Annotated in this window: 23 protein-coding genes; 13 read left to right on the top strand and 10 right to left on the bottom strand. The window is 73.1% G+C overall.

Annotation, left to right across the window (positions count from 1 at the left end; translation table 11 throughout):
• Positions 1 to 13 precede the first annotated feature (13 nt).
• Both HNR25_RS01135 and HNR25_RS01130 read right to left on the bottom strand, forming a co-directional pair.
• The gene (locus HNR25_RS01135) at positions 14 to 1,639 is read right to left on the bottom strand and encodes an alkaline phosphatase D family protein (protein WP_246463495.1); all 1,626 of its coding nucleotides are present in this window, start codon (positions 1,637 to 1,639) and stop codon (positions 14 to 16) included.
• Positions 1,640 to 2,041: 402 nt separating this feature from the next.
• Positions 2,042 to 2,575: a cupin domain-containing protein gene (locus HNR25_RS01130; protein ID WP_184632652.1), complete on the bottom strand. Its 534-nt coding sequence runs from the start codon at positions 2,573 to 2,575 to the stop codon at positions 2,042 to 2,044.
• A gap of 148 nt (positions 2,576 to 2,723) precedes the next feature.
• Here HNR25_RS01130 and HNR25_RS01125 point away from each other — a divergent pair, with 148 nt between their 5' ends.
• Together HNR25_RS01125 and HNR25_RS01120 are read left to right on the top strand one after the other, a co-directional pair.
• Positions 2,724 to 3,353, top strand: a complete 630-nt coding sequence (locus HNR25_RS01125; RefSeq protein WP_184632650.1) for a TetR/AcrR family transcriptional regulator — start codon at positions 2,724 to 2,726, stop codon at positions 3,351 to 3,353.
• Between the two features lie 129 nt (positions 3,354 to 3,482).
• Complete coding sequence (locus HNR25_RS01120; protein WP_184632647.1) at positions 3,483 to 4,157, top strand: TetR/AcrR family transcriptional regulator; 675 nt, start codon at positions 3,483 to 3,485, stop codon at positions 4,155 to 4,157.
• Here HNR25_RS01120 and HNR25_RS01115 read toward each other — a convergent pair.
• On the bottom strand, positions 4,121 to 4,813 hold the full coding sequence (locus tag HNR25_RS01115) for a FadR/GntR family transcriptional regulator (protein ID WP_184632645.1): 693 nt from the start codon (positions 4,811 to 4,813) through the stop codon (positions 4,121 to 4,123). The genes HNR25_RS01120 and HNR25_RS01115 overlap by 37 nt on opposite strands.
• 167 nt (positions 4,814 to 4,980) lie before the next feature.
• Between HNR25_RS01115 and HNR25_RS01110 the strand changes: the two genes are divergently transcribed.
• Positions 4,981 to 6,228, top strand: coding sequence for a CynX/NimT family MFS transporter (locus tag HNR25_RS01110; RefSeq protein ID WP_312862288.1), 1,248 nt, complete (start codon positions 4,981 to 4,983; stop codon positions 6,226 to 6,228).
• A gap of 42 nt (positions 6,229 to 6,270) precedes the next feature.
• Here the strand turns inward: HNR25_RS01110 and HNR25_RS01105 are convergent, their stop codons facing one another.
• The 3 genes from HNR25_RS01105 to aceA all read right to left on the bottom strand — a co-directional run bounded on the left by HNR25_RS01105 (position 6,271) and on the right by aceA (position 9,291).
• Complete coding sequence (locus tag HNR25_RS01105) at positions 6,271 to 6,801, bottom strand: VOC family protein (protein ID WP_184632643.1); 531 nt, start codon at positions 6,799 to 6,801, stop codon at positions 6,271 to 6,273.
• Between the two features lie 67 nt (positions 6,802 to 6,868).
• The gene (locus HNR25_RS01100; protein ID WP_184632641.1) at positions 6,869 to 7,756 is read right to left on the bottom strand and encodes a CPBP family intramembrane glutamic endopeptidase; all 888 of its coding nucleotides are present in this window, start codon (positions 7,754 to 7,756) and stop codon (positions 6,869 to 6,871) included.
• A 236-nt stretch (positions 7,757 to 7,992) separates the two neighbouring features.
• A complete protein-coding gene (gene aceA / locus HNR25_RS01095; protein ID WP_184632639.1) occupies positions 7,993 to 9,291 on the bottom strand; it encodes an isocitrate lyase in 1,299 nt (432 codons plus the stop codon).
• A gap of 215 nt (positions 9,292 to 9,506) precedes the next feature.
• Here aceA and HNR25_RS01090 point away from each other — a divergent pair, with 215 nt between their 5' ends.
• From HNR25_RS01090 to HNR25_RS01080, 3 genes are all read left to right on the top strand, one after another.
• Complete coding sequence (locus HNR25_RS01090) at positions 9,507 to 10,943, top strand: helix-turn-helix transcriptional regulator (RefSeq protein WP_184632637.1); 1,437 nt, start codon at positions 9,507 to 9,509, stop codon at positions 10,941 to 10,943.
• A 255-nt stretch (positions 10,944 to 11,198) separates the two neighbouring features.
• Positions 11,199 to 12,437 (top strand): acyl-CoA dehydrogenase family protein, encoded by a 1,239-nt coding sequence (locus HNR25_RS01085; RefSeq protein ID WP_184632635.1) that lies wholly within the window; start codon positions 11,199 to 11,201, stop codon positions 12,435 to 12,437.
• A 393-nt stretch (positions 12,438 to 12,830) separates the two neighbouring features.
• Positions 12,831 to 13,037, top strand: coding sequence for a BBE domain-containing protein (locus tag HNR25_RS01080; protein WP_184632633.1), 207 nt, complete (start codon positions 12,831 to 12,833; stop codon positions 13,035 to 13,037).
• Between the two features lie 259 nt (positions 13,038 to 13,296).
• Here the strand turns inward: HNR25_RS01080 and HNR25_RS01075 are convergent, their stop codons facing one another.
• Both HNR25_RS01075 and HNR25_RS01070 read right to left on the bottom strand, forming a co-directional pair.
• Positions 13,297 to 13,815 (bottom strand): GNAT family N-acetyltransferase, encoded by a 519-nt coding sequence (locus tag HNR25_RS01075; RefSeq protein WP_184632631.1) that lies wholly within the window; start codon positions 13,813 to 13,815, stop codon positions 13,297 to 13,299.
• An 89-nt stretch (positions 13,816 to 13,904) separates the two neighbouring features.
• The gene (locus tag HNR25_RS01070) at positions 13,905 to 14,552 is read right to left on the bottom strand and encodes a TetR/AcrR family transcriptional regulator (protein WP_184632629.1); all 648 of its coding nucleotides are present in this window, start codon (positions 14,550 to 14,552) and stop codon (positions 13,905 to 13,907) included.
• A gap of 118 nt (positions 14,553 to 14,670) precedes the next feature.
• Between HNR25_RS01070 and HNR25_RS01065 the strand changes: the two genes are divergently transcribed.
• From HNR25_RS01065 to HNR25_RS01045, 5 genes are all read left to right on the top strand, one after another.
• A complete protein-coding gene (locus tag HNR25_RS01065; protein ID WP_184632627.1) occupies positions 14,671 to 15,507 on the top strand; it encodes a hypothetical protein in 837 nt (278 codons plus the stop codon).
• Positions 15,495 to 16,001: a hypothetical protein gene (locus HNR25_RS01060; RefSeq protein WP_184639725.1), complete on the top strand. Its 507-nt coding sequence runs from the start codon at positions 15,495 to 15,497 to the stop codon at positions 15,999 to 16,001. Before HNR25_RS01065 ends, HNR25_RS01060 begins: the two co-directional genes overlap by 13 nt.
• A 21-nt stretch (positions 16,002 to 16,022) precedes the next feature.
• Entirely contained in the window at positions 16,023 to 16,793 is a 771-nt protein-coding gene (locus tag HNR25_RS01055) for a methyltransferase family protein (protein WP_184639723.1), read from the top strand.
• 61 nt (positions 16,794 to 16,854) lie between these two features.
• Positions 16,855 to 17,499, top strand: coding sequence for a TetR/AcrR family transcriptional regulator (locus HNR25_RS01050; protein ID WP_184632625.1), 645 nt, complete (start codon positions 16,855 to 16,857; stop codon positions 17,497 to 17,499).
• Positions 17,500 to 17,758: 259 nt separating this feature from the next.
• Complete coding sequence (locus HNR25_RS01045) at positions 17,759 to 18,790, top strand: LacI family DNA-binding transcriptional regulator (protein WP_221457396.1); 1,032 nt, start codon at positions 17,759 to 17,761, stop codon at positions 18,788 to 18,790.
• Here the strand turns inward: HNR25_RS01045 and HNR25_RS01040 are convergent.
• Together HNR25_RS01040 and HNR25_RS01035 are read right to left on the bottom strand one after the other, a co-directional pair.
• Positions 18,753 to 19,985, bottom strand: coding sequence for an MFS transporter (locus HNR25_RS01040; protein WP_184632623.1), 1,233 nt, complete (start codon positions 19,983 to 19,985; stop codon positions 18,753 to 18,755). The genes HNR25_RS01045 and HNR25_RS01040 overlap by 38 nt on opposite strands.
• A gap of 156 nt (positions 19,986 to 20,141) precedes the next feature.
• Positions 20,142 to 21,038, bottom strand: coding sequence for an alpha/beta hydrolase (locus HNR25_RS01035; protein WP_184632621.1), 897 nt, complete (start codon positions 21,036 to 21,038; stop codon positions 20,142 to 20,144).
• A gap of 18 nt (positions 21,039 to 21,056) precedes the next feature.
• Here HNR25_RS01035 and HNR25_RS01030 point away from each other — a divergent pair, with 18 nt between their 5' ends.
• Together HNR25_RS01030 and HNR25_RS01025 are read left to right on the top strand one after the other, a co-directional pair.
• Positions 21,057 to 21,245 carry a hypothetical protein gene (locus tag HNR25_RS01030; RefSeq protein ID WP_184632619.1) on the top strand — a complete coding sequence of 63 codons (189 nt, stop codon included), beginning with the start codon at positions 21,057 to 21,059 and terminating at the stop codon, positions 21,243 to 21,245.
• Positions 21,246 to 21,333: 88 nt separating this feature from the next.
• Positions 21,334 to 22,194: a DNA glycosylase AlkZ-like family protein gene (locus HNR25_RS01025; protein WP_184632617.1), complete on the top strand. Its 861-nt coding sequence runs from the start codon at positions 21,334 to 21,336 to the stop codon at positions 22,192 to 22,194.
• Positions 22,195 to 22,247: the final 53 nt, after the last annotated feature.

Genomic DNA, 22,247 nt, shown 5'->3' with positions numbered 1-22,247 from the left:
ACGTTCCGGAGCGTCAGGGCCGCTGCACCACGCCCGGCGAGCCGTCGGCGACCACGAAGCTCGCCCGCGTCGACACCGGTGCGCCCGGCCGGGACACATAGGGCACCACCCGGAAGTCGGTGCGCCATTCCTCGGGCGTGACCGTGCAGCGCACGTAGCCGCGCTGCTCGTTGACGAACGCGAAGTGCGGATTGGCCTCCTTCAGCCGCCGCCCCTGCTCGCTCAGGTCCGCGCCGTCGCCGTTGGTCGAGATCGAGGTGCCCACGAACTCCGTGCCCACGGTCGGTGCGTCCGCGTCGCGGTAGTCGGCCTTCAAATCGACCGCGTAGTTCTCGTGCCGGTCGCCGGTGACCACCACCAGGTTGCGCACGCCCCGCTGCACCGCGGCGTCCAGCACCCGTTCGCGGTCGGCGGCGTAGCCGTCCCAGGGGTCCATCCACACGTCGGTGCCCTCGCCCGGCGTGCTGTCGGTGCGGGTCATCGGCGACTGGTTGCCCAGGACCTGCCAGCGCGCCTGCGACGAGGCCAATCCGTCGGTCAGCCATTCGCGCTGCCGCTCGCCCAGGATGGAGCGGTCCGGGTCGAACCGGGCGTCGCAGTCGGCCTCCAACCGCCCGCTGCAGGCTTGGTCGTCGCGGAACTGGCGGGTGTCGAGCATGGTGACCTCGGCGAGGCGGCCGTAGGCGATCCGGCGGTGCAGGCCCATGTCGGGCCCGACCGGCATCGAGGAGCGGCGCAGCGGCATGTTCTCGTAGTAGGCCTGGAAGGCGTCGGCGCGCCGCTGCAGGAACTCCTCGGGCGGGTCGTCGTCCTGGGAGGTCGCGTCGGCCCAGTTGTTGTCGACTTCGTGGTCGTCGGGAACCACCAGCCACGGAAAGCGCGCGTGGGCGTTCTGCAAGTGGATGTCGGACTTGTACAGCGCGTAGCGCACCCGGTAATGCTCCAGCCGGGTGGTCTCCACCCGAAGGTGCTCGGGGACGCCGCCGCGCAGCCCGTCCTGCACGGGGTACTCGTAGATGTAGTCGCCCAGGTGCAGCACCAGGTCGAGGTCCTCCCGGGCGAGATGCTCGTAGGCGGTGTAGTGGCCCTGGTCCCACTTCTGGCAGGAGGCGAAGGCGAAGGACAGCGACGGCGCCATCGACGCCGCCGGGGGCGCGGTGCGGGTGGTGCCGACCGGGCTGATGTCGCCCATCGCGCGGAAGCGGTAGTGGTACTCCCGTCCCGCCGGCAGGCCGGTCACCTCCGGATGCACGGAGTGCCCCAGCTCGGGATCGGCGATCGCGCTGCCGCGGTGGACCACCCGGCGGAAGCGCGCGTCCAGCGCCACCTGGTACTCCACGGTGACGGGGCGCGCCGGCATGCCGCCCGTGCCGTCGGCGGCCAGCGGGTCGGGTGCCAGGCGGGTCCACAGCACGAAACCGTCCTCGGTCGGATCCCCGGAGGCGACGCCGAGAGTGAAGGGGTAGTCGCGCTTCTTGTCGGCCGGCTGGGCGGCGGCGGTGGCCGAGACCAGGCCGGTCCCCAGCGCGACGGCGGTGGCCGAGGCGGAACCGATGCCGAGGAATCGGCGCCGGCCGACGCGGGCGGCCGTGCGGGATCGGGCGGAGGCGGCGGCGGTACGTCCGGGGGTGAGGGACAATGAGGACCTCCTGCAGGGTCGTGCCGCGGACGGGCGATGCGTCCGCAAGCGATCGTCCGGTCCCGTCATGGCCGCAGGACGAGGCTATAGTCACCCAGCGGTGAAGTCTCGGTGACACACCGTCGCCGGAGTGCTGCGGGGCAGGCGTGTGCGAGCCCCCGGGGTCGGCCGGGGCGGGCGCCGGGAGGAGGGCGCGGGCGGAGGGCGCCCGAACGCGGAGGAGGCCTCCGGCGCGGATACGCCGAAGGCCCGGCGGAGCAGGGGCGGGGCGCGGGGAGGCCGGAGCCCGCCGGCGCCGCGGTCAGCCGCTTGCGGGCGGGCGGGGCCGCCTACGGCGCCGCCGCGCCCGCTGCGCGGCGGCGGATCCCGCGCACCCGCGCGATCCGCCGGGCGCGGGCCTTGTCAAAGGAGCTCGGTGCGGTACCGGGCGGCCAGCTCGGCGGCCCGCGGCCGGCCCGCCCCCTGCGGCGCCTCGGCCGCCTCCCCAGGCGCCGCTCCGTCGATCGGGGATCCGACCTGCAGGAAGAACTCGTCCTGGCCCGCCGGCGTGCACATGCACAGCATCCGCGCCGGCTCCGGGGCGGCGTTGCGGAAGAAGTGCGGCGCGTTGGCCGGGATGTTCACCGTCTCGCCGGCGCCGACGGACACGTCCTCGCCGCGGAAGGTGAACCGGATCCGCCCGTACACGACCGTGAACATCTCCTCGAAGTCGTGCCGGTGCGGGGGAGGGCCGCCGCCCGGCGGTATCCGCATGTCGATCAGGCAGTACCGGCCCCCGGTCCGCGCGCCCGGCACCAGGATCGTGTAGCGGCCGCCGGCCAGCGCGACGCGCTGGAGGCCGTCCGATTCCGGGTGTGCGACCGTGAGCCGGCGCTGGGGATCGTCCGGCGGGATCGGCGGCGGGTCCGGGGACTGCGAGGGCGTGGGGCCGGTCATGGCCACTCCTTCCGAAAGGCGCGCTGGCAACGGCCCCGCCTCGGCTACACTGAAGCGGAATTTTTCGTCCGTTTCAATGGAAACTAGTCTCGGCGGGTCACCCCCGTCAAGACGCCCCAGAGCCGCCCCGCCTCCGCTGAGGAGCGCCATGCCCGCCCCACGCCGTCCCCGCCGCGACGCCGAGGCCAACCGCCGCCGACTGCTCGACGCGGCCGCCTCGGCGATGCTGCGGGAAGGCCGCAACGTGCCGCTGGCCACCGTCGCCGCCGACGCCGGCGTCGGCGTCGGGACCCTCTACCGCAGCTACCCCGACCGCGAAGCCCTGCTCCACGCGCTGGAGTACCGCGCCTACGGACTGCTCAACGGCCTCCTGGACGACATCGAGGACCGCGGAAGCAGGGGCCCGGACGCGATCGAGGCGTTCCTGGCCGGTACCTGCGCCGTCAGCGACCGGCTGTTCCTGCCTCTGCACGGCGCGCCCCCGCTGGTCACCGCCGAGGCCCAGGAGGCGCGCCGATCGATCGACCGGCGGCTGGAGGCCTTCATCGAGGCCGGACGCAGCGACGGCACCGTCCGCGCGCCCGTCAACGCCACCGACGTCATCACCTTCAGCGCGCTCATCACCCAGCCGCTGGAACACGGCCCGGACTGGGACCGCATGGCACGCCGCCAGATCGCCGTATTCATCAACGGACTCGCGGCCGAAGGCCCGTCCGAGCTGCCCGGCCCGGCCGTGCGCGCCGACGACATCGAGGAGGCCTTCCGCGGCCGCGCCTGACCGCGGCGCCGCCCGGCCTCCGCGCCGCCGGATCCGGAGAGGCGGCGCCGCGGAGCGCTCGCGCCCGGCACACTGGTACCAGGCGATCCCGGGCAAGCGCGGGTAACAGGTTCGGAACCGGTGACCACGATGAGCGACGAAGCGGATGCGTGCGGCGACGCCGCCGCAGGCGGATCCAGCGGGGCGGGCGGATCCGTCTCGGCGCGCGGCCGGGCCACCCGGGCGCGGTTACTGGCCGCGGCCCGCACCGCGATCCTGGAGGGCGACGGCACCGTGGAGGTGGCCGCCGTCGCGCGCCGGGCCGGGGTCTCGGCAGGGCTGCTCTACCGCTATTTCACCGGCAAGGACGGCCTCGTGGCCGCCGTCGTCGACGACTTCTACGACGGCTACGACCGCGAAGTCTTCGCCACCCGCCTCGACGGCGCGCTGAGCTGGCCCGAGCGCGAGCACGCGCGCCTGCGCCGCGAGATCGACTTCCTGTGCGACGCCCCGCTGGGACGCATGGTCATCGGCCGGCGGCTGTGCGAGCGCGCCGCCGCCCAGACCGACGCCCAGCGTCTGGCGGGTCAGATCGACCTCGCCGCGCGCAGCATCGCCAAGGCCCAGCGCGAGGGCGAGCTGGACGGCTCCTTCTCACCGCGGTTCGCCGCGGCCGCCACCCTGGGCGCCTTCCGCGAACTCATGGCCGAGGCGCTCAGCGGCGACGCCGACCCGCCGCGTGCCGAACTGCTGGAGGCCATGTGGCGCGTGGGCTCCAGCCTGCTGCTTCACTCGCCCGCCAGCGAAAGCAGCTCGTCGAGATAGCAGGCGGCCTCGTGCAGGGACCGGTCCGCATCGCCTGCCCGGACGGCCTCGGCGAGGCCCTTGTGGTCGATGCCGCGGTGGTCGATCTCGCCGTCGTCGCCGGGGATGCCGTAGGCCGTGTGGGCGATGCTGTCGTAGACGGCCTGGGAGATGTCGTCGTAGAGGTCGATCAGCAGCGCGTTGTGCGTGGCGTTGACGATCGTGCGGTGGAAGGAGAAGTCGGCCTCGACGAAGTCGGCCATGTCGCCGTCCCGCCAGGCCGAATCGCGCAGCGCGATGGCGTGGTCGATGTCGGCCAGGTCGGCGTCGGTGTGGCGCAGCGCGGCCAGGCGGGCCGCCTCCATCTCCAGGGCCCGCCGCACCTCCAGGTTCTCCCGCAGCCGGGAACGCTCCAGCCGGCGGCGCAGTGCCCCGCCGAGTTCGCTGGAGGCGCGCACGAACGTTCCGGCGCCCTGGCGGATCTCCAGCAGTCCCGCATGCGCCAGTGCGCGGACCGCCTCCCTGACGGTGTTGCGCCCCACCTCCAGTTGATCGGCGAGCTCCGATTCGGTGGGGATGCGGTCGCCGATGCCCCACTCGCCGGAGTCGATCTGGGCGCGCAATTGACTGATGACCTGGTCGACAAGGCCAGTACGGCGCGTCGAAGCGAGAGGCACGCGTTACCTCCTACAGGTGGCGGCCATGCTCGGAATGGCCGTTCGGGTGTGCGGGCGGTTCAGGGCGGAGCTTAGATCACATCGGGCTTCACGGCGGTGCCGACGCCGAATGCGTTACGGTCATGATGTAGATCCTGTGATCCCATCTCTTCTATGCGGAGGCCAGCGTGCCGGGCGCCTCGACCAATCCTCCCGCGCCGTCCGCGGGCGGCACCGGACCCGCCACCGGACGGCGTCCCCGCCACGTCGTGTGGCTGCTGGTCCTGGGTGTGGCGCTGGCCGCGCTGAATCTGCGCACGGGTATCACCAGCGTCGGGCCGCTGCTGACCGAGGTCAGCGACGGACTGCAGATGTCGGCGGTGCTGGCCGGAGTGCTGACCACGCTGCCGGTGCTGTGCTTCGCGCTGTTCGGGTCGCTGACCCCCGCGCTCATCCGCGCACTGGGCGAGCACCGCCTGCTGGCGGCGGCGCTGCTGGCGCTGACGCTCGGGTTGAGTACGCGGCCGCTGGTCGACCATCCGCTGCCCTTCCTCGCGCTGAGCGCCGTGGCGCTGTCGGGCGGCGCGGTGGGCAACGTGCTCCTGCCCACCCTGGTCAAGCAGCACTTCCCGGACCGGGTGGGCGCTATGACCACGGTCTATACCACCTTCCTGGCGCTGGGCACGACCATGGCGGCCGCCGCCACGGTACCCGTCGAGCAGGCCGGCGGAAGCTGGCGGCTGGCACTGGGCTTCTACGGCGCCTTCGGGCTGATCGCACTGATCCCCTGGCTGGCGCTGCTGCGCCACGAGCCCCCGCGCGGCTCGGGATCGGCGCCGGTCGCGCTGGGCCGGGTCCTGCGCACGGCTATGGGGTGGCAGAGTGTGCTGTTCTTCGGCACCCAGTCGGCGGTCGCCTACATCATGTTCGGCTGGTATGCCGAGATGCTGCGCGACCAGGGCATGGGCGCCGCCGAGGCCGGACTGATGCTGTCGTACCTGACCGCGCTGGCGGTGCCCACGTCGCTGGTGCTGCCGAGCCTGATGGCCCGCGTGCGCGACCACCGCGGTTTCGTGGCCGCCTTCTTCGCCTGCTACGCCGCAGGCGTGACGGGCCTGTGGCTCTGGCCGCTGCAGGGAACCTGGGTGTGGACCACGCTGATCGGGATCGGCATGGCGGCCTTCACGCTGGCCCTGACCTTCTTCGCGGTGCGCACCCGCACCTCCGGCGCAACGGCGGCGATGTCGGCCTCCACACAGAGCATCGGCTACCTGATGGCCGGAGCCGGCCCCTTCCTGTTCGGCATGCTGCACGAGGTCTCCGGCGGTTGGCACGCGCCGCTGGCCCTGGTGGGCGTCATGATCACCGCCAACTTCGTCTCCGGCCTCTTCCTGGGCCGCCCCCGCTACCTGGAGGACTCCCTGGACTCGCGCTGACGGAACCGCGGGCCTCGCCGGATGCGAGCCCGACGGAAACCGTCAGCCCACCCCCGGGTCTTCCAGGTCGCGCAGCGCATCCACGATCGTGGTGTAGACGGGGCCGGGTTCGCTCGGCGCTTCCCAGGACTCCTCGTCCCATTCCTGCGCGGAGGCGTCGGCGTCGGCGGCCGGGGAGAACAGCCACCACAGGTTTCCCCAGGGGTCCTGGAAGCGGGCGATGTCGGATCCGCCGTAGAACGGCAGCACCTCGGTGACGACCCGGGCGCCCCGGGCCGTCGCGCGGCGCAGGGTCGCGGCCGGGTCGGCCACCCACACCTGGGTGAGGGCGGGGATGAACGGCCACCCCCGCTTGCGGTCGACCATCATGAGGAGCGAGTCGCCGATCGCCACCTCGGCGTGGATCAGGGTGCCGTCGTCGGCGAACATGTCGGGGGTGCGGGCCTCGGCCCGTTCGGTCGCTCCGAAGACGTCGGCGAGGAACGCGATGAAGCCGTCCACGCCGTCCACGACGACGAACGGGTTGACGGTGCGTTCTCCTGCGGGCTGCGGCCCGGCCTGCGTGGTGTCCATGCCGTCAGCCTAGGAAGCGACGCGGCCGGATCCTGTCCGCATTCCGCCGGGGCAGGCCCGGCACCGCCTAGCCGTCCGCGCCCGGCAGCCAGCCGACGTGGCCGATCAGGGCGGCCGAGCCGACGAAGGCGACGATGTCGATGACCGAGTGCGCGACCACCAGGGGCATCACGCGGCCGTAGCGGCGGTAGAACCAGCAGAACACCAGGCCCATGATCAGGTTTCCGACGAACATGCCCACTCCCTGGTACAGGTGGTAGACCGCGCGCAGCAGCGAACCGGCCGCGATCGCGCGCAGCGGCGACCACCCCAGCTGCTCCAGGCGCAGCAGCAGGTAGCCGACCACGACGACCTCCTCCAGCACCCCGTTCTTGACGGCCTGCAGGAGCAGCACCGGAACCGACCACCAGTGCTCGTTGAGGGCGCTGGGCGCCACGGTCACCGACAGGCCCAGCTGATGGGAGACCAGGTAGACCGCGAGTCCGCCGCCGCCGATCACCGCCGCCAGCACGGCGCCGCCGAGCAGATCGCGGCCGGGGCGGGCGAGGTCGAAGCCGATGGTGCGCGCCGACTCCCGGCTGCGGTGCAGCAGGTAGACCACCAGGGCCACCGGCGCCATCGCGAACACCAGCGACGCGATCTGGCGCGCGAGGTCCAGCCAGGGGCGCTCGGCGGCCGCCTGCGAACCGACCAGGCCGGCGGTCTGCTCCGACAGCGACTCGGGCGCCGTCAGCGAGCCGACGAAGGAGATCACCGCCGCCACCGCGGATGCGGCCAGCGACAGGGACAGGACGAGCAGGACCTCTCCGGCCAGTCCCCGGTGCGTCAGCGGCGCCGCCGCGGGAAGCCGGTCGGCGCTCTCGGGCCGCGGGGCCCTGCCGGCGCGCAGGGGCGTCTCGGGGAAGCCGTCTGCGGAGGGCCGTTCGCGCGCGTCGGAGGAGGCGGGGTCGGGCATGGTCCCGATGATCGCACGGCGGGTGCGCCCGGCCGCACTCCGGCGGCGGCGCATCCCCGGGCCGCACATACGGCGGCGGCCGGCCCGGCGCGTTCGTGAAGCGCCGGGCCGGCCGCGGACGAATCCGCCGGCCCCGCGGGTGACACGGAGCCGCGGGGCCGGCGGTAGGACGGCGGCCCGCCGCGCCCCAGCCACGAAAGCGGGGCGGGCCGTCCGTCGGGGGACGAGGACCAGTATCAGTGAGCCGCTGAGAACTGGTCCTCTTCAGTGGAGCCGGTGAGAGCGGTGGTCGAGGCCTCGGGCGAGATCGCCGTGCTGACGAGGTCGAAGTAGCCGGTGCCGACCTCCCGCTGGTGGCGGGTGGCGGTGTAACCGCGCTCCTCGGCGGCGAACTCCGCCTCCTGCAGCTTGACGTAGGCGCTCATGCCGCTCTCGGCGTAGCCCTTGGCCAGGTCGAACATCGAGTTGTTCAGGGCGTGGAACCCGGCCAGGGTGATGAACTGGAACTTGTAGCCCATGTGGGCCAGCTCGCGCTGGAACTTGGCGATGGTGGCCTCGTCCAGGTGGCGGCGCCAGTTGAACGACGGCGAGCAGTTGTAGGCCAGCATCTGGTTGGGGTACTGCGCCTTGATGCGCTCGGCGAACTCCCGCGCCACCTCCAGGTCGGGGGTGGAGGTCTCCATCCACAGCAGGTCGGCGTAGGGGGCGTAGGCCAGGCCGCGGGCGACGCAGGCCTCCAGGCCGTTGCGGACCCGGTAGAAGCCCTCGGCGGTGCGCTCGCCGGTGATGAACGGCGCGTCCTGCTCGTCGATGTCGCTGGTGATCAGCGTCGCGGCCTGGGCGTCGGTCCGCGCGATGACCAGCGAGGGGACGTCGGCGACGTCGGAGGCCAGGCGCGCTGCGTTGAGCGTGCGCACGTGCTGGCCGGTGGGGATGAGGACCTTGCCGCCCAGGTGGCCGCACTTCTTCTCGGAGGCGAGCTGGTCCTCCCAGTGCACGCCGGCCGCGCCCGCCTCGATCATGCCCTTCATCAGCTCGAAGGCGTTCAGGACGCCGCCGAAGCCGGCCTCGGCGTCGGCGACGATCGGCGCCATCCAGTGGGGGGCGTCCTCGTCGCCCTCGGACCAGGTGATCTCGTCGGCGCGCATGAGGGCGTTGTTGATGCGCCGGACGACCTGCGGCACCGAGTTGGCCGGGTAGAGGCTCTGGTCGGGGTAGGTCTGGCCGGCCTGGTTGGCGTCGGCGGCGACCTGCCATCCGGAGAGGTAGATGGCCTTCAGGCCCGCCCGGACCTGCTGGACGGCCTGGTTGCCGGTGAGTGCGCCCAGCGTGTGCACGTACTCTTCGCTCTGCAGCAGGTTCCACAGGCGCTCCGCGCCGAGCCGGGCCAGCGTCTGCTCCTCGGTGACCGATCCGCGGAGCCGGACCACGTCCTCAGCGGAGTAGGTGCGCTGGACGTCGGCCCAGCGCGGGTTGGTCTCCCACTCCTGCCGGAGTGCCGCTGCCGCTTCCTGCTGACGACCGCTGATGCTCATGGTCTGTCACCGCCTTACGTGTTTCCCCTGGAAGTCGTGCCGGCCGGGAGCGGGGCCTGACAGAGCCGGAGCCCTGCTGCGGTCGTGTTCCCCGCCGGTAACAACGATTCTTCTGCAAAGATCCAGGGTTTTTCGACCCCAATCGGGATGAAGATCTTAAGATCTTTCCCTACCATGAACCCATGGCGTACTTCGGGACTGAAGAAATACCGTCTTTGCCAAGTGACCTGGATCTCGTCACCTTTGGGCAGAGACTGCGGCACCTGCGCCGCACACGCGGCATGACCCTGTCCGACCTGGGCGAACGCGTCGGCCGTGCGCCTTCGCAGCTGTCGCTGCTGGAGAACGGCAAGCGCGAGCCCAAGCTGTCGCTGCTGACCTCGGTCTCCCAGGCGCTGGGCGTCTCGGTCGAGGAACTGCTCTCGCGCCAGCCCCCGAGCCGGCGCGCGCAACTGGAGATCGCGGTCGAGGAGGCCCAGCGCGATCCCGTCTACCAGTCGCTCAACCTGCCCCACCTCAAAGTCGGCAAGCGCGTGCCCAACGACGTCCTGGAGCACATCGTCGGCCTCTACGACGAGCTCAAGCGGCGCAGCGTCAAACCGACCGCCACCCCGGAGGAGGCCCGGCGGGCCAACGCCGACCTGCGCCGGCAGATGCGCGAGCGCGGCAACTACTTCGAGCACATCGAGAAGGCCGCCCAGGAGACCCTGAACGCGGTGGGCTACAGCAGCGGTGCGCTCTCCCAGGGCCAGATCCTGTCGATGGTGACCCACCACGGCTTCACGCTGCGCTACGTGCAGGACCTGCCGCGTTCGGTGCGGTCGGTCACCGACACCCGCAACCGGCGCCTCTACCTCAAGCGCGAGTCGCTGGGCATGCACAGCCCGCGTACGATCCTGCTCCAGACCCTGGGCCACTTCGTGCTCGGCCACGGGCAACCGCGCGACTTCGCCGACTTCCTGCGCCAGCGGGTGGAGGCCAACTACTTCGCCGCGGCGGTGCTCATCCCCGAGTCCAGCGCGGTGCCCTACCTGCAGGAGGCCAAGCAGGCACGCGACCTGTCGGTGGAGGACCTGCGCGACGTGTTCTCGGTCTCCTACGAGATGGCGGCGCACCGGTTCACCAACCTGGCCAACCGCCACCTCGGCCTCGTGTGCCACTTCATCCGCAACGACGAGACCGGCATCATCTACAAGGCCTACGAGAACGACGGGCTGACCTTCCCCACCGACGACACCGGTGCGATCGAGGGCCAGCGGATGTGCCGCTACTGGTCGGGCCGCCAGGTCTTCGCCTCGCCCGACCGGTTCTCGATCTACTATCAGTACACCGACAAGCCCAACGGCACCCACTTCTGCGTGGCCCACGTCGACCCCAGCCGCGAGAAGAACTTCGCCATAACGCTGGGCGTGCCCTACAAGGACTCGCGCTGGTTCCGCGGCCGCGAGACCACCAACCGCACGCAGTCCGACTGCCCTACCGGCGAGTGCTGCGTGCGCCCGCCGGCCGACCTGGCCGCGCGCTGGGAGGGCCAGGTCTGGCCGTCGGCGCGCGCCCACTCCCACGTGCTCTCGGCCCTGCCCTCGGGCACCTTCCCCGGCGTGGACGAGACCGACGTCTACACCTTCCTGGAGCGCCACGCCGAGGAGTAGCCGCCGGCCGTGCCGCTGTACGCCGCCGCGCCCCGGAACCCGCCGCACAGGGCGGGGTCCGGGGCCGCGTCGTGTCCGGGGCCGCTCCTGCGAGCGGCGCCCGGCGCGGGCGCGCTTCCCCGGATCCCATCCTAATGTTACCGTTGGTAACAGTAAGTCGGCCGCGCCCGCCGGCTCCGGACCGGCGATCCGCCTCCCTGCCGCCGCGGCCTCCCGGTCCAGACCCCTCCCAAGGACGAGTTAGGACGAGTGCAGATGAGCGACACCGCCGACACCCCCGCCACCGGATTCGGCTTCGAACTCGACGAGGACGTCCGCGACGTCCGCGACTGGGCGCACGGATTCGCCCGCGACGTCATCCGCCCGGCCGCGGCCGAATGGGACGAGCGCGAAGAGACCCCCTGGCCGGTCCTGCAAGAGGCCTCCAAGATCGGGCTGTACTCGCTGGACTTCTTCGCCAACCAGTGGCTGGAGCCCAGCGGCGTGGGCATCCCCGCCTCCTTCGAGGAGCTCTACTGGGGCGACCCCGGCATCGCGCTGTCCATCACCGGCACCGCGCTGGCCGCCGTCGCCGTCGCCGGCAACGGCACCCAGGAGCAGTTGTTCGAATGGGCGCCGCAGATGTTCGGCAGCACCGACGACATCAAGCTCGGCGCCTTCTGCTCCTCCGAACCCGACGCCGGTAGCGACGTCGGCGCCATCCGCACCCGCGCCGTCTACGACGAGGCCAAGGACGAGTGGGTGCTCAACGGGACCAAGACCTGGGCCACCAACGGCGGTATCGCCGACGTCCACGTGGTCGTCGCCTCCGTCGACCCCGAACTCGGCTCGCGCGGGCAGGCCAGCTTCGTCGTCCCGCCCCGCACGCCCGGGCTGTCCCAAGGCCAGAAGTTCTCCAAGCACGGCATCCGCGCCTCCCACACCGCCGAAGTCGTCCTCGACGACGTCCGCGTGCCCGGCCACTGCCTGCTCGGCGGCAAGGAACGCCTCGACGAGCGGCTGGCCCGGGCCCGAGAAGGACGCACGTCCAAGGGCCAGGCCGCGATGAAGACCTTCGAGGCCTCGCGCCCCAGCGTCGGCGCCATGGCGGTGGGCTGCGCCCGCGCCGCCTACGAGTACGCCCGCGACTACGCCGTCCAGCGGGAGCAGTTCGGCAAGCCCATCGCCGACAACCAGTCCGTCGCCTTCACCCTCGCCGACATGGCCACCCGCATCGACGCCGCCCGGCTGCTGGTGTGGCGGGCCGCCTGGATGGCGCGCAACGACAAGGACTTCGCCCAAGCCGAAGGGTCGATGAGCAAGCTCTACGCCAGCGAGACCGCCACCTGGGTCACCCAGAACGCCGTGCGCATCCTCGGCGGCAACGGCTACACCCGCGAATACCCGGTGGAGCGCTGGCACCGCGACGCCACCATCTTCACCATCTTCGAGGGCGCCAGCGAGATCCAGCGCCTGATCATCGGCCGCGCGGTCACGGGGCTGCCGGTGCGGTGACGCTTCGGCCGTTGCTCCTGTGCGAAGCGAGCACGCAGCACCCGGACTGCGGCGCCGCGCCCGAGACGCGCCGGTACGGGCGCGGCGCCGCTTCGCGTCGCGGGGCGGGCCGAGCGCGGTCGCCGGCCGGTCCCGCGCCGGGGCCGGGCTGCACAGCCGCGGCGAGGACGAGTCGAAGGCTGCGGGGCCTTCCTCGACCGGGACATCAATGCGGCGGTCAACGTCGCCACGGCCGCCGGGCCGGCGGCATCAGCCTGGGCGCCGCTGTGCGAATATGCGGAGCTCGCACAGTAGGGGAGGGAGCGCAGGTAAGACCGGACCCTGGTCGGGCGCAGCGCGATGAAGCAGGAACCCACCGAAGCGGTCGCCCGGCCGCTGTAGGAATCCCCGGGTTTGAGGAGAGCCCTTAGGCCGGGAAGTCAAATCGATCATCCCGATGCCGATCTCGCCGACGAGTGGAACTACTCCGAGCAGACGTGGGCGCAGCTGTACTACAAGGACGCCTATCCGGGGTTGCGCACGGTCAAGACGCGCTGGGACCCGCACAACGTGTTCCGGCACCGCCAGTCGATCGAGCCCCTGCCCGAAGACGGGACCTGATTCCGCAGCGGTCGAACGTGCGCCGGGCCGACCGCACCACCGCGGCCGGTCCGGCGGGAGGTCCATCCGCTACGAAGCGCATCCGCGGGGTGCGTACGCCCTGTCGACGGGGTGGGGCCGGTGCGCGGGGCGGTTTCACCGCGCCCCACCGGTCGCTCCCCGATGAGCGCCGCAGGTCGTGCCGGCGCTCGGCGGATGTCTACGCCGAGCGCTGCGCGGTGAACGAGGCGGGGCCGGGCTCAGCGGACCGGGGCCGGCCCTACGTGCCGCAGCTCAGCCCGAGCGCGCCGAGGTCGAGGCGCTCCGCTCGGCGGGCGAGCAGGTACTGGAGGGCCCCCGCGCGCTGCTGCTTGCGTACCGGCGTGAATCCCTGCCGCTCGTAGTAGCGCGCGAGATCGGGGGAGAAGCAGCCGAGCCTGACCCGGGTTCGGCCGTGCCGTGCCGCATGGTCGACCGCCCACGATGCGATGAGCGTTCCGGGCCGGTGCCGGCGGTAGGCAGGGTCGGTCACCATGGTGAACAGGTACAGGGACGGGTCGGCCGTCTCCTCCGGTGTCCAGTCCCCGGGCGGCGCTTGGGGCAGGACCGTGGTGCACCCGGCGACGCGCCCGCCGGCGTGGAGAACCCACATGGCGCCGCTCGCGGCCTGCCCGGCCAGATCCCCGGCGTCCTCCCGCCACGACGGCACGCCGCGTGCCTCCATCCAGTCGCAGCGCGCGTGGATCATCGCCGCGACGGCGTCGGGGTCGCCGCCGGTGGCGGGGCGCATGGTGAACACAGGGCCGTCCTCTCGGTGGCCGAGAGCCGCTGGGGCGCTCGGGTGCAGTGCCGGCGCGCTCGCGGAGTTCCGCTCCGCCCCGCCCGGCGCTACGGATCCTCGGCGGGGGCGGAGCGGCGGGGCAGGCGCATGGTCAGCAGCCGCGCCCGGGGGGCCAGTCGTTCGGCGAGGCCGAAGACCGCCTCGGTGCGGCTGCTGTCCTCGTCCAGCACGGAGAAGAAGTTGACACCGAGGTAATAGGTGATGGCCCCGTGGGCGACCTCGCGCGCGGGCAGCAGCCGGCCCAGCGGGGAGCCGCCGACGACGCGCTCCCAGTGCTCCTCGACGAACGCGATCCAGGGGTCGGCGCGGGTGCTGATCTCCGTGCGCAGTTGCGGCTTGGTGACCGCGGCGGCCGCCAGCTCGCAGAACTCCGCCGTGTAGCCGTGCCGCAGATCGGTGCGGTAGATCTCGATCGCCGCCTCGACCAGCTCCTCCAGTGTCGCGGCGCGTGCCGCCACCGGCTGGTGCATGGCCATGCGCTCGGCCGAAGAGCGGTCCAGCGCCGCGAGTAGGAGCGGGTCGACGCCACCGAAATGGTAGAAGACCAGTGCCGAGTTCACCCCGGCGGTCGCCGCGACGGTGCGCGCCGATGCGGCGGTGTAGCCGTCCTCCCGCAGCACCCGCCCGGCCGCGGTGATCAACCGCTCGCGGGTCTCTTCGCTGGACTGGCGTGTCCGTGCCGTTCCTCGTGCCACGGTCCTGCCCTCATCCCGAATCCGACGCCGGGCGGCCCTGTGCAACCCGGCCCTTTCATCGTACGGTTTAATCATCCGATTAAAACGACCGATGAAGAGAGTCGGCGGAGGAGAACGTATGACCGCAGACGCGGACCCCGGACGACCGCCCGATCAGGAGCCGCCCGAGCCCCCCGCGACCGGGCGGGCGCGCCTGCTGCTCGCGGGCACGCTCCTCGCCCTGTTCGGGGCGATGCTGGGCTACAAGGTGCTGCGCGCGGGCGGCCTGGAACAGAGCGCGCTGTTCTACGTCGGCCTGCCGGCGCTGATCGCTCTCGTCGTGGTGTCCAGCGCCCGCCCGCGCAGCGCCGCCGGCACCGCCGTCGCCGTCACGACGATCGGGCTGCTGCTGGCCGGCCCCCTGCTCGACGAAGGCGTGGTCTGCCTCGTCATGGCGGCCCCGCTGTTCTACCTGGTCGCCGTGCTGTTCGGGCTCATCGCCTCCCTGGCCGGCGCCCCCGACTACAGCGCCCCCCGATCGGCCTTCCTGCGCCTGGTGCCCTTCCCCCGACCCGAGCGGGCCGAGGGGACCGGCCTGCAGGCGGGCGACGAGCGGACCGTGCGGTTCACCGGCGGGCACCGCCCCACCCGCATGGTGCTGCGCGTCACCGAGGCCCGGACCGGGCCGGACGGGGGGCGGGCGGTGTTCACCGTCGCCGACGACACCACCCTCGCCCGGTGGCTGCGCCTGGACCGGGCCCAAGCCCAGTGGCACGCGACGCCTCAGGGCGGCACCCGCCTCGCATGGACGCTGCACTACGAACGCACCTTCGACCCCTCGTGGTACTGGGGCCCCCTGCAGTCCTACGGAATGGACCGCGCGGCCGGCTACCTCGCCGACACCTTCGCCTGCGCGGCCGCACCCGCCGACCCGGCGGAGCCCCTCTCCGGCAGCGCTGCCCGGTGCCACCGCTGACACCCGCCGCGGCGGCGGCCGACCCCGCCCTGATCCGCGCCGCGGCCCTGTTCGCCCCCGCCTTGGCCCTGGTGGCGGCGCTCGCGCTGCGGCGCCCCACCGCGGCCGACACCGCCGCGGCCGTCGTGGCCACCGCCTGGAGCGCCGCCACCGTCTTCGCTCTCAACATCGCCGCGCTGCGGCTGGGCTGGTGGACCTTCGACGCCCACGGGGCCGTCGTGCGCGGCGTCCCGGCGGACCTGTGGCTGGGCTGGTCGCTGCTGTGGGGCGCGCTTCCGGCGGTCCTGATCCGCACGCTGCCGGCCACGCTCGTGGTGGCGGTACTGGCGTGGCTGGACCTGATCCTGATGCCGCCGGCCGAGCCCGTCGTCCGGCTCGGCGGAGCCTGGCTGCTGGGGGAGGGCGCCGGGATCGCCGCCTGCCTCGTCCCGGCCGTCGCCCTGGCGCGCTGGACCCGGCTGGACCGGCACCGCCCGGTCCGCGCCGCGGCCTAGGCCGGGCTCGCCGCCGCGCTCATGTTCGCCCTTCCGCTGTACGTTCTCGGAGCGCTCCCGCCGTGGCCTCCGGTCTGGACCGCCGCGGGCGTCCAGCTGCTCGCGCCGGCGCTGCTGCCGGGCCTGGCCGCCGCCCGGGAGTTCGCGACCGCCGGCCGCGGCACCCCGCTGCCCTACGATCCGCCCCGCCGCCTGGTCACCGGCGGACCCTACGCCTATGTCCGCAACCCCATGCAGCTCTCCGCCGTGCTCGGCTACCTCGGATGCGCCGCGCTGTTCGCCGACCCGCGGCTGCTGCTGGGCGCGGTCGTGGCAGCCGCCTATTCGGCGGGGCTGGCCGCGTGGCATGAAGACGCGCAGCTCCGCCGGGCCCACGGCGAGCGGTGGCTCGTCTACCGCACCGCCGTGCGCGCGTGGCTGCCCCGCCTGCCCCCCTGGCCGGGTCGCACACCCGCCACCCTGTACATCGCCGGGAGCTGCTCCATGTGCTCGGGACTGGGCGGGTGGCTCGCCGCCCGCGCCCCGGTGGCGCTGCGCCTGCTGCCCGCCGAGACGCACCCCGGCCGGCCCCGCCGGCTCACCTACGCCAGCGCCGCGGGGGTGCGCGCGAGCGGCGTGGCCGCGCTCGCCCGCGCCATGGAGCACATCCACCTGGGCTGGGCGCTGTGCGGCTGGGCGATCGGCCTTCCGGGGGTGGCGGGCTTCGCGCAGCTCGCCGCCGACGCCTTCGGCGCCGGTCCCCGGCGCCTGCCCGGGCCCGCCCGCCCGGCCGTCGACCGCGAGTACCCGTAGCGGAGCGGCCCTCGCGGCCCTGATCCTGCGCAGCGGGCGGCCGGGCGCTACCGTCTGAGGCGTGGCTTCCCGACCCGTACCGCAGACCGCCCCCGCCGGCCGCGGCCGCAGCCCCGCGCGCCGCCGCGCCATCCTCGACGCCGCCGACCGCGTCATCCAGCGCGACGGCCCCGACGCCTCGATGTCGGCCATCGCCGCCGAGGCCGGCATCAGCAAGCCGATCCTCTACCGCCACTTCGGCGACAAGAGCGGCCTGTACCGCGCTCTCGCGCAGCGCCACGTCGACCCCCTGATGGAGCGAGTCCGCGGCGAACTGCACGCCGGATCCTCGCTGCGCGTGCGCACCCGCGCGACCGTGGGCGCCTACCTCGGCATGATCCGCGGCAATCTGAACCTGTACCGGTTCCTCATGGACCGGGCCACGTCCGAGGACCCGCGCACCCGCGGCGACTTGGGCATGATGGTGCGCCGCCTCGGCGAGGAGCTGGCCGGGGTGCTGCGTGACGACCTGCGCGTCGCCGACCCGGTGCGCGCCCAGATCACCGCCCACGCGGTGGTGGGCATGGTCCAGGCGGCGGGGGAGTGGTGGCTGGAGCACCCCGAGGTCGCCGCGGAGGCGGTCGTGGACGACCTGACCTCGGCCGTCGTCGGCGCGATCACCGGTCACCGCCCGGCACAGGAGCCCGGTGCGCAGAAAAGGGTTTGACCAGCGGGACGTGCCGGACTTCGGAATCGGCGTCCCGGCACCGCCGGCCGGCACGTCTGTCTGGATGTCCTGGCCGCCCACCTGGAGGGCGAGCCGCCGCGGATCGGCGGCCGCTTCCGGGAACCGAGGACGCCTACACCGCCAGGTTCGGGCCCGAGGCCGGCACCGTCGGCCCGTCCGAAGGCGTCGTTCCGGACTAGGGTGAGCCCGCTCGGCGCCGAGCTCCCGCCTGCCGCCCTACCCGTCTAGGGTGGTGTCCGTGAGCAACGGCAAAGCCCCCACCAGCCACGACGTCGCCCGGATGGCCGGAGTGTCGCAGTCGACCGTTTCACTGGTGTTCCGCGGGGCCGCCAGCGGCCGCGTCGGCGAGCGCACCCAGCACGCCGTGGTCGACGCCGCCCGCCGGCTCGGCTTCCGGCCCAACGCCGACGCCCGCCGGCTGCGCGTGGGCGGGCCGCCGATGGTGCTCATCGCCGTCCCCGACATCGTGAACCCGTTCTTCGCGCGGGTTTTCACCGGCGCGCGCGCCGCGGCCCGCGATGCCGGATTCCAGGTGGTGCTCTCCGTTCAGCGCGACCTCGACTCGGTCGCCGCCGACGTGGCGGGCCAGCGGATCGACGCCGTGCTCGCGTGCTCCCTGCAGGACGGCGGCCCGCCGCTGGAGGCCCCCGTCCCCGCGGTCGTGCTCGACGCCGAACCGCCGCAGGGGCAGGGGGCGGTCCGGTTCGACATCGCGCCGGCGCTGACGGAGCTCGTCGACCACCTGCACCGGCTCGGGCACCGCTCCATCGCCCACCTGCGCTCCGAGGTGCGTACCGCGACCTTCCGCGAGCGCAGCGAAGCCGTCGACGCCGCCTGCGCGCAACGCGGCATGGACCGCGTGCAGGCCGACTCCGCACTGGACCTCGACCGCGCACGCGCGGCGGCGGACGCGCTGCTGCCGCCGGCCGACTCCGGCGGCCGGCCCCCCTTCACCGCAGTGGTCTGCGACGACGACCTCCTGTCGGTCGGCGTCTACAAAGCCGCCCAGGCGCGCGGGCTGTGCGTTCCCCGCGACCTGTCGGTCACCGGGATCGACGACGTCGACCTCGCGACCGCCGTCACGCCGGAACTGACCACCGTCGACCTGCCCGGCGAAGAGCTCGGGGCGACGGGCATGCGCCGGCTCATCGCCCGCCTGGCGCCGGACGGCGGAGCGCCGGACGGCGCCGGCGCGTGCGTACGCCTGCCCGCGCGGTTGGTCGTCCGCGGCTCTACGGCTCCGCCGGCCGATCCGGAGCCGCGCCGCTGACCTCGGCGGCCTCCGCCGCGCCTCCGGCCGCCGCATCGCCCCTGACGCGCAGCGACAGCAGCGCCGCGGTCACCGTCACCGCACCCGTGACCGCGAAGACGCCCAGCGCCCCCGCCGCGTCGGCGGCCGCGCCGGCGGCCGCGGTGCCCAGGGCGCTGCCGCACATGAACACCGAGATCAGCCAGGAGAACGCCTCGGTCGTGGTGCCCTGCGGAGCAAGCCGGCCCAGCAGCAGGAACGTGCAGGCCAGGGCGGGCGCCAGGAACAGGCCCGACAGTGCCGCCAGCACCGTCATCAGCGCCGGACCGGGCATCAGCAGCAGCGGCAGGTAGCCCAGCGCCAACCCCGCCAGCAGCACGCGGAAGCGCCGCGCCGGCGGCAGGGGGATGCGCACGGTGCCGTAGGTCAGCCCGCCCACCAGTGCGCCGAAGCCGTTGGCGCTGAGCAGCAACCCGGAGACGTCGCGGTCGCCGGCCTGTTCGGAATAGGCCACGGCGCCCACCGCGAGCGCCCCCAAGGCCGCCCCGACGAACACGAAGCACACCAGAACGCGGCGCACCTGCGGTTCCATCAGCGGGCCCAGCCAGTTGGCCGTGCGCGGGACCGGCCGCCACCGGCGCACCGGCCGCAGAGCGGCGAAGACGGCGGCGCCGGCCAGGGTGATCAGCGCGGTGGCGACGACCGCGTGCATCGGCAGGAACAGCGCCGCCACCGCGCTCACCAGCAGGGGAGCGGCCACGAAGATGAGCTCCTGCAGCGCGGCGTCCAGCGAGTAGGCGGTCTCGCGCTCCTGCTCGCCGGTCACGAGCGTGGGCCACACCGACCGCAGGCACGACTCCAGCGGCGGGGTCAGCGCCCCGGCGACGGCCGTCAGCGGCAGCGTCGCCGCCAGCGGCGCTCCCGGAGCCAGCGCGAGCGCGAGGAAGGCGCCGGCCGAGACCGCGCCGCTGGTGACGAGGACGAGCGGCTGGCCGTAGAAGTCGACGATCCGGCCCAGCACGGGTCCGCCCACCGCGGTTCCCACGCCGTAGACCGCGATCAGTATGCCGACGGCGCCGAAGTCCACGCCCTCGTGCCGGAACAGCAGGGTGAGCGCGAGGACCGCCATGCCGTTGGGCAGCCGGCCCGCGATGTTGGTCGCCAGGGCCGCGAAGACATGCGGTTTGCGGAGCAGGGCGAGATACGGCTGCAGCACGTGCGGTCCTTCGTCGCCGGGTCGGGGAGGGGCGGAAGCGAGCGGGAAAGCGGGAAGTACTACGTAGTACTCCCGTGCGGGCAGATTCGCACACCCCTGCGCCGACCGGCAAGCGCAGCGGAGGGCGGGGACGGCCCGCCGCCGTCCGCGCCTTACTCAGGCGCTGCCCGCGCTGCCGATCCGCGAGGCGATCCAGGCCCCGGTGCGCTCCAGCACCTTCCTGCCCGTCGGATCGTCCTCGTCGATGCTCGTGATGTGGAAGACGTGCGGCATCGCCTCGTAGACGTCCACCTCCACGGCGCTGCCCGCGGCCCGGGCCGACTCGGCGAAACGGAGGGTGTCGTCGATCAGGGCCTCGGCCCCGCCGACCGCCATGAGCAGGGGCGGCAGGTCTTCCAGCGACCCGTGGAGGGGCGACTGCGGGGCCTCGTCCGCTCGCGCGTCGCCCAGGTACCGGCCGATGATCCGGGTGAGCATGGCCCGGTCGACGGGGTCGTCGGGTGTGTCGGCGTCGACGGAGGAGCTGGAGGCGGTCATGTCCGTCATCGCGGAGAACGTCACCGCGCCCGCGGGCAGGGGCGTATCCGAGTCCCGGAGCTTGAGCAGGGCCGACAGTACGAGCGCGGCGCCGGCCGACTCTCCGAGCAGGACGATGCGCTCGGCGGGCACGCCCTGCTCGAGCGCCGTGCGGTACACCGTCAGCACGTCCTCCAGCGGCGCCGGGTACGGATTCTCAGGCGCCAGCCGGTAGTGCACGGACAGCACCGGACACCGGACGGTCCGGCTGAAACGGTGGGCGACGAGGTTGATCACCTTCGGCATCCGGTGCTCGAACCCGCCTCCGTGGACGTAGATCACCGCCCCGTCCGCAACGGGTGCGGCCCCGCCCGCCGAAACCCGGACCGCGGGCAGATCGGCCGCCCCGGGCAGCGCCGGCCCGACCTCGGCGTCGCCGGGAAGCGTGGGAGGATCACCCAGCTTCGCTGCCTGCGACGTGTAGGCCGCGACGGCCGTCTCGGGGTCGGGTTCGGCGGTGATGTGGTTGACGTTCATACTCCAGGACTATCGGCGATGACCGGCTTCGGCAACGCGTTTGACGCCCTGCCCGCCTCCACGGCCGGACGCGCGCCGCCCGGGCGATCGATCCGGCACGCGGCGGTCGGTGCGAGCGTTTCGGATCGCGCACTGCAGGGCACGCCGCCGTCGTTCTCCATGTGGATCCGCTCGTGCCCGTTCCCGCCGCTCGACCGCCTTTCGTGACACGCCCGTTCGAGGGTTCCTTCGAAGGTGGCCGGACACGGGAGCCAGTGGAATCCTATCCCCGGCGACGACAGCATTGGAGTGTGGAATGGGACAGGGCGGATCCGTCCCGCGGGTCGGTGGCGACCAGGTGCGGTCCTTCCGGTTGGCGCGGCACAACCTGCACCGGCGCCGTTCACTCTCGGAACTGGTCGACGTGGCGGGCGCCTGCGCCGTGCAGAACAGCCCGCCGGGTTCCGCGGCTGTGGCTCTGCACGCCCGGGTGGCCGACCTGACCCTGCAGGCGTTCGACCAGGCGGTGGAGGACGACAAGACACTTCTGCAGACGTGGTGCATGCGCGGTTCGCCGTTCTTCTTCCCCGCTGCCGACACCGCGGTCTTCACCACCGGTCTGCTTCCCCGTACGGAGCAGGACACCGTCGCGTTCGTCTTCGGGGTGGAACCGGCCCTGAAGAAGCTGGACATGAGCCTGACCGAGGCGGTGCAGCGGACCGAGGAGAAGCTCCCGGGCGTGCTGACGGGCCGGGAGCTGGCGATCAACGAACTGGGCAAGGAGCTGGAGGAGGAGCTCGCGGAGGTGGACTACAACGGGCGGGCGTTGTGGATCCTGGACGCAGACCGGGACGCGCTGGAGTCGCCCGCGACGGTGCGCGGTGTGCGCCTGCTGCCCACCGGTGACCCCTACACCCAGCAGCGGGACCGCGAAACGATCCTGGCGGACACCTCCCTGCACCGCAGAACCTGGCGTTCGGTCGGTGCACCCGGCGCCGTCCTGCTCGACGGCCGGATCGTCGGTGCCTGGAACGTCCGCAAACAGGGCGCGCAGCTGAACGTGACCGTGAGCGCGTTCGAGTCCCTCGGGGCGAAGGATCGCGAGGCGATCGAACAGGAGGCCCGAGCCGTCGCACCACTCCGCAAGGCCTCCCGCGCGACGGTGAGCTTCGACTGACGGGCCGGTGCGGTCCGCGGGCACCTCCCTCTCGCACCGGCCCCGTCCCGCCG

This window comes from Streptomonospora salina, assembly GCF_014204715.1.
In the GTDB taxonomy this organism is placed as follows: Bacteria; Actinomycetota; Actinomycetes; order Streptosporangiales; family Streptosporangiaceae; genus Streptomonospora; species Streptomonospora salina.
The sequence above is the reverse complement of the archived record's forward strand: the minus strand, read 5'-3'. Positions and strand labels throughout refer to the sequence as shown.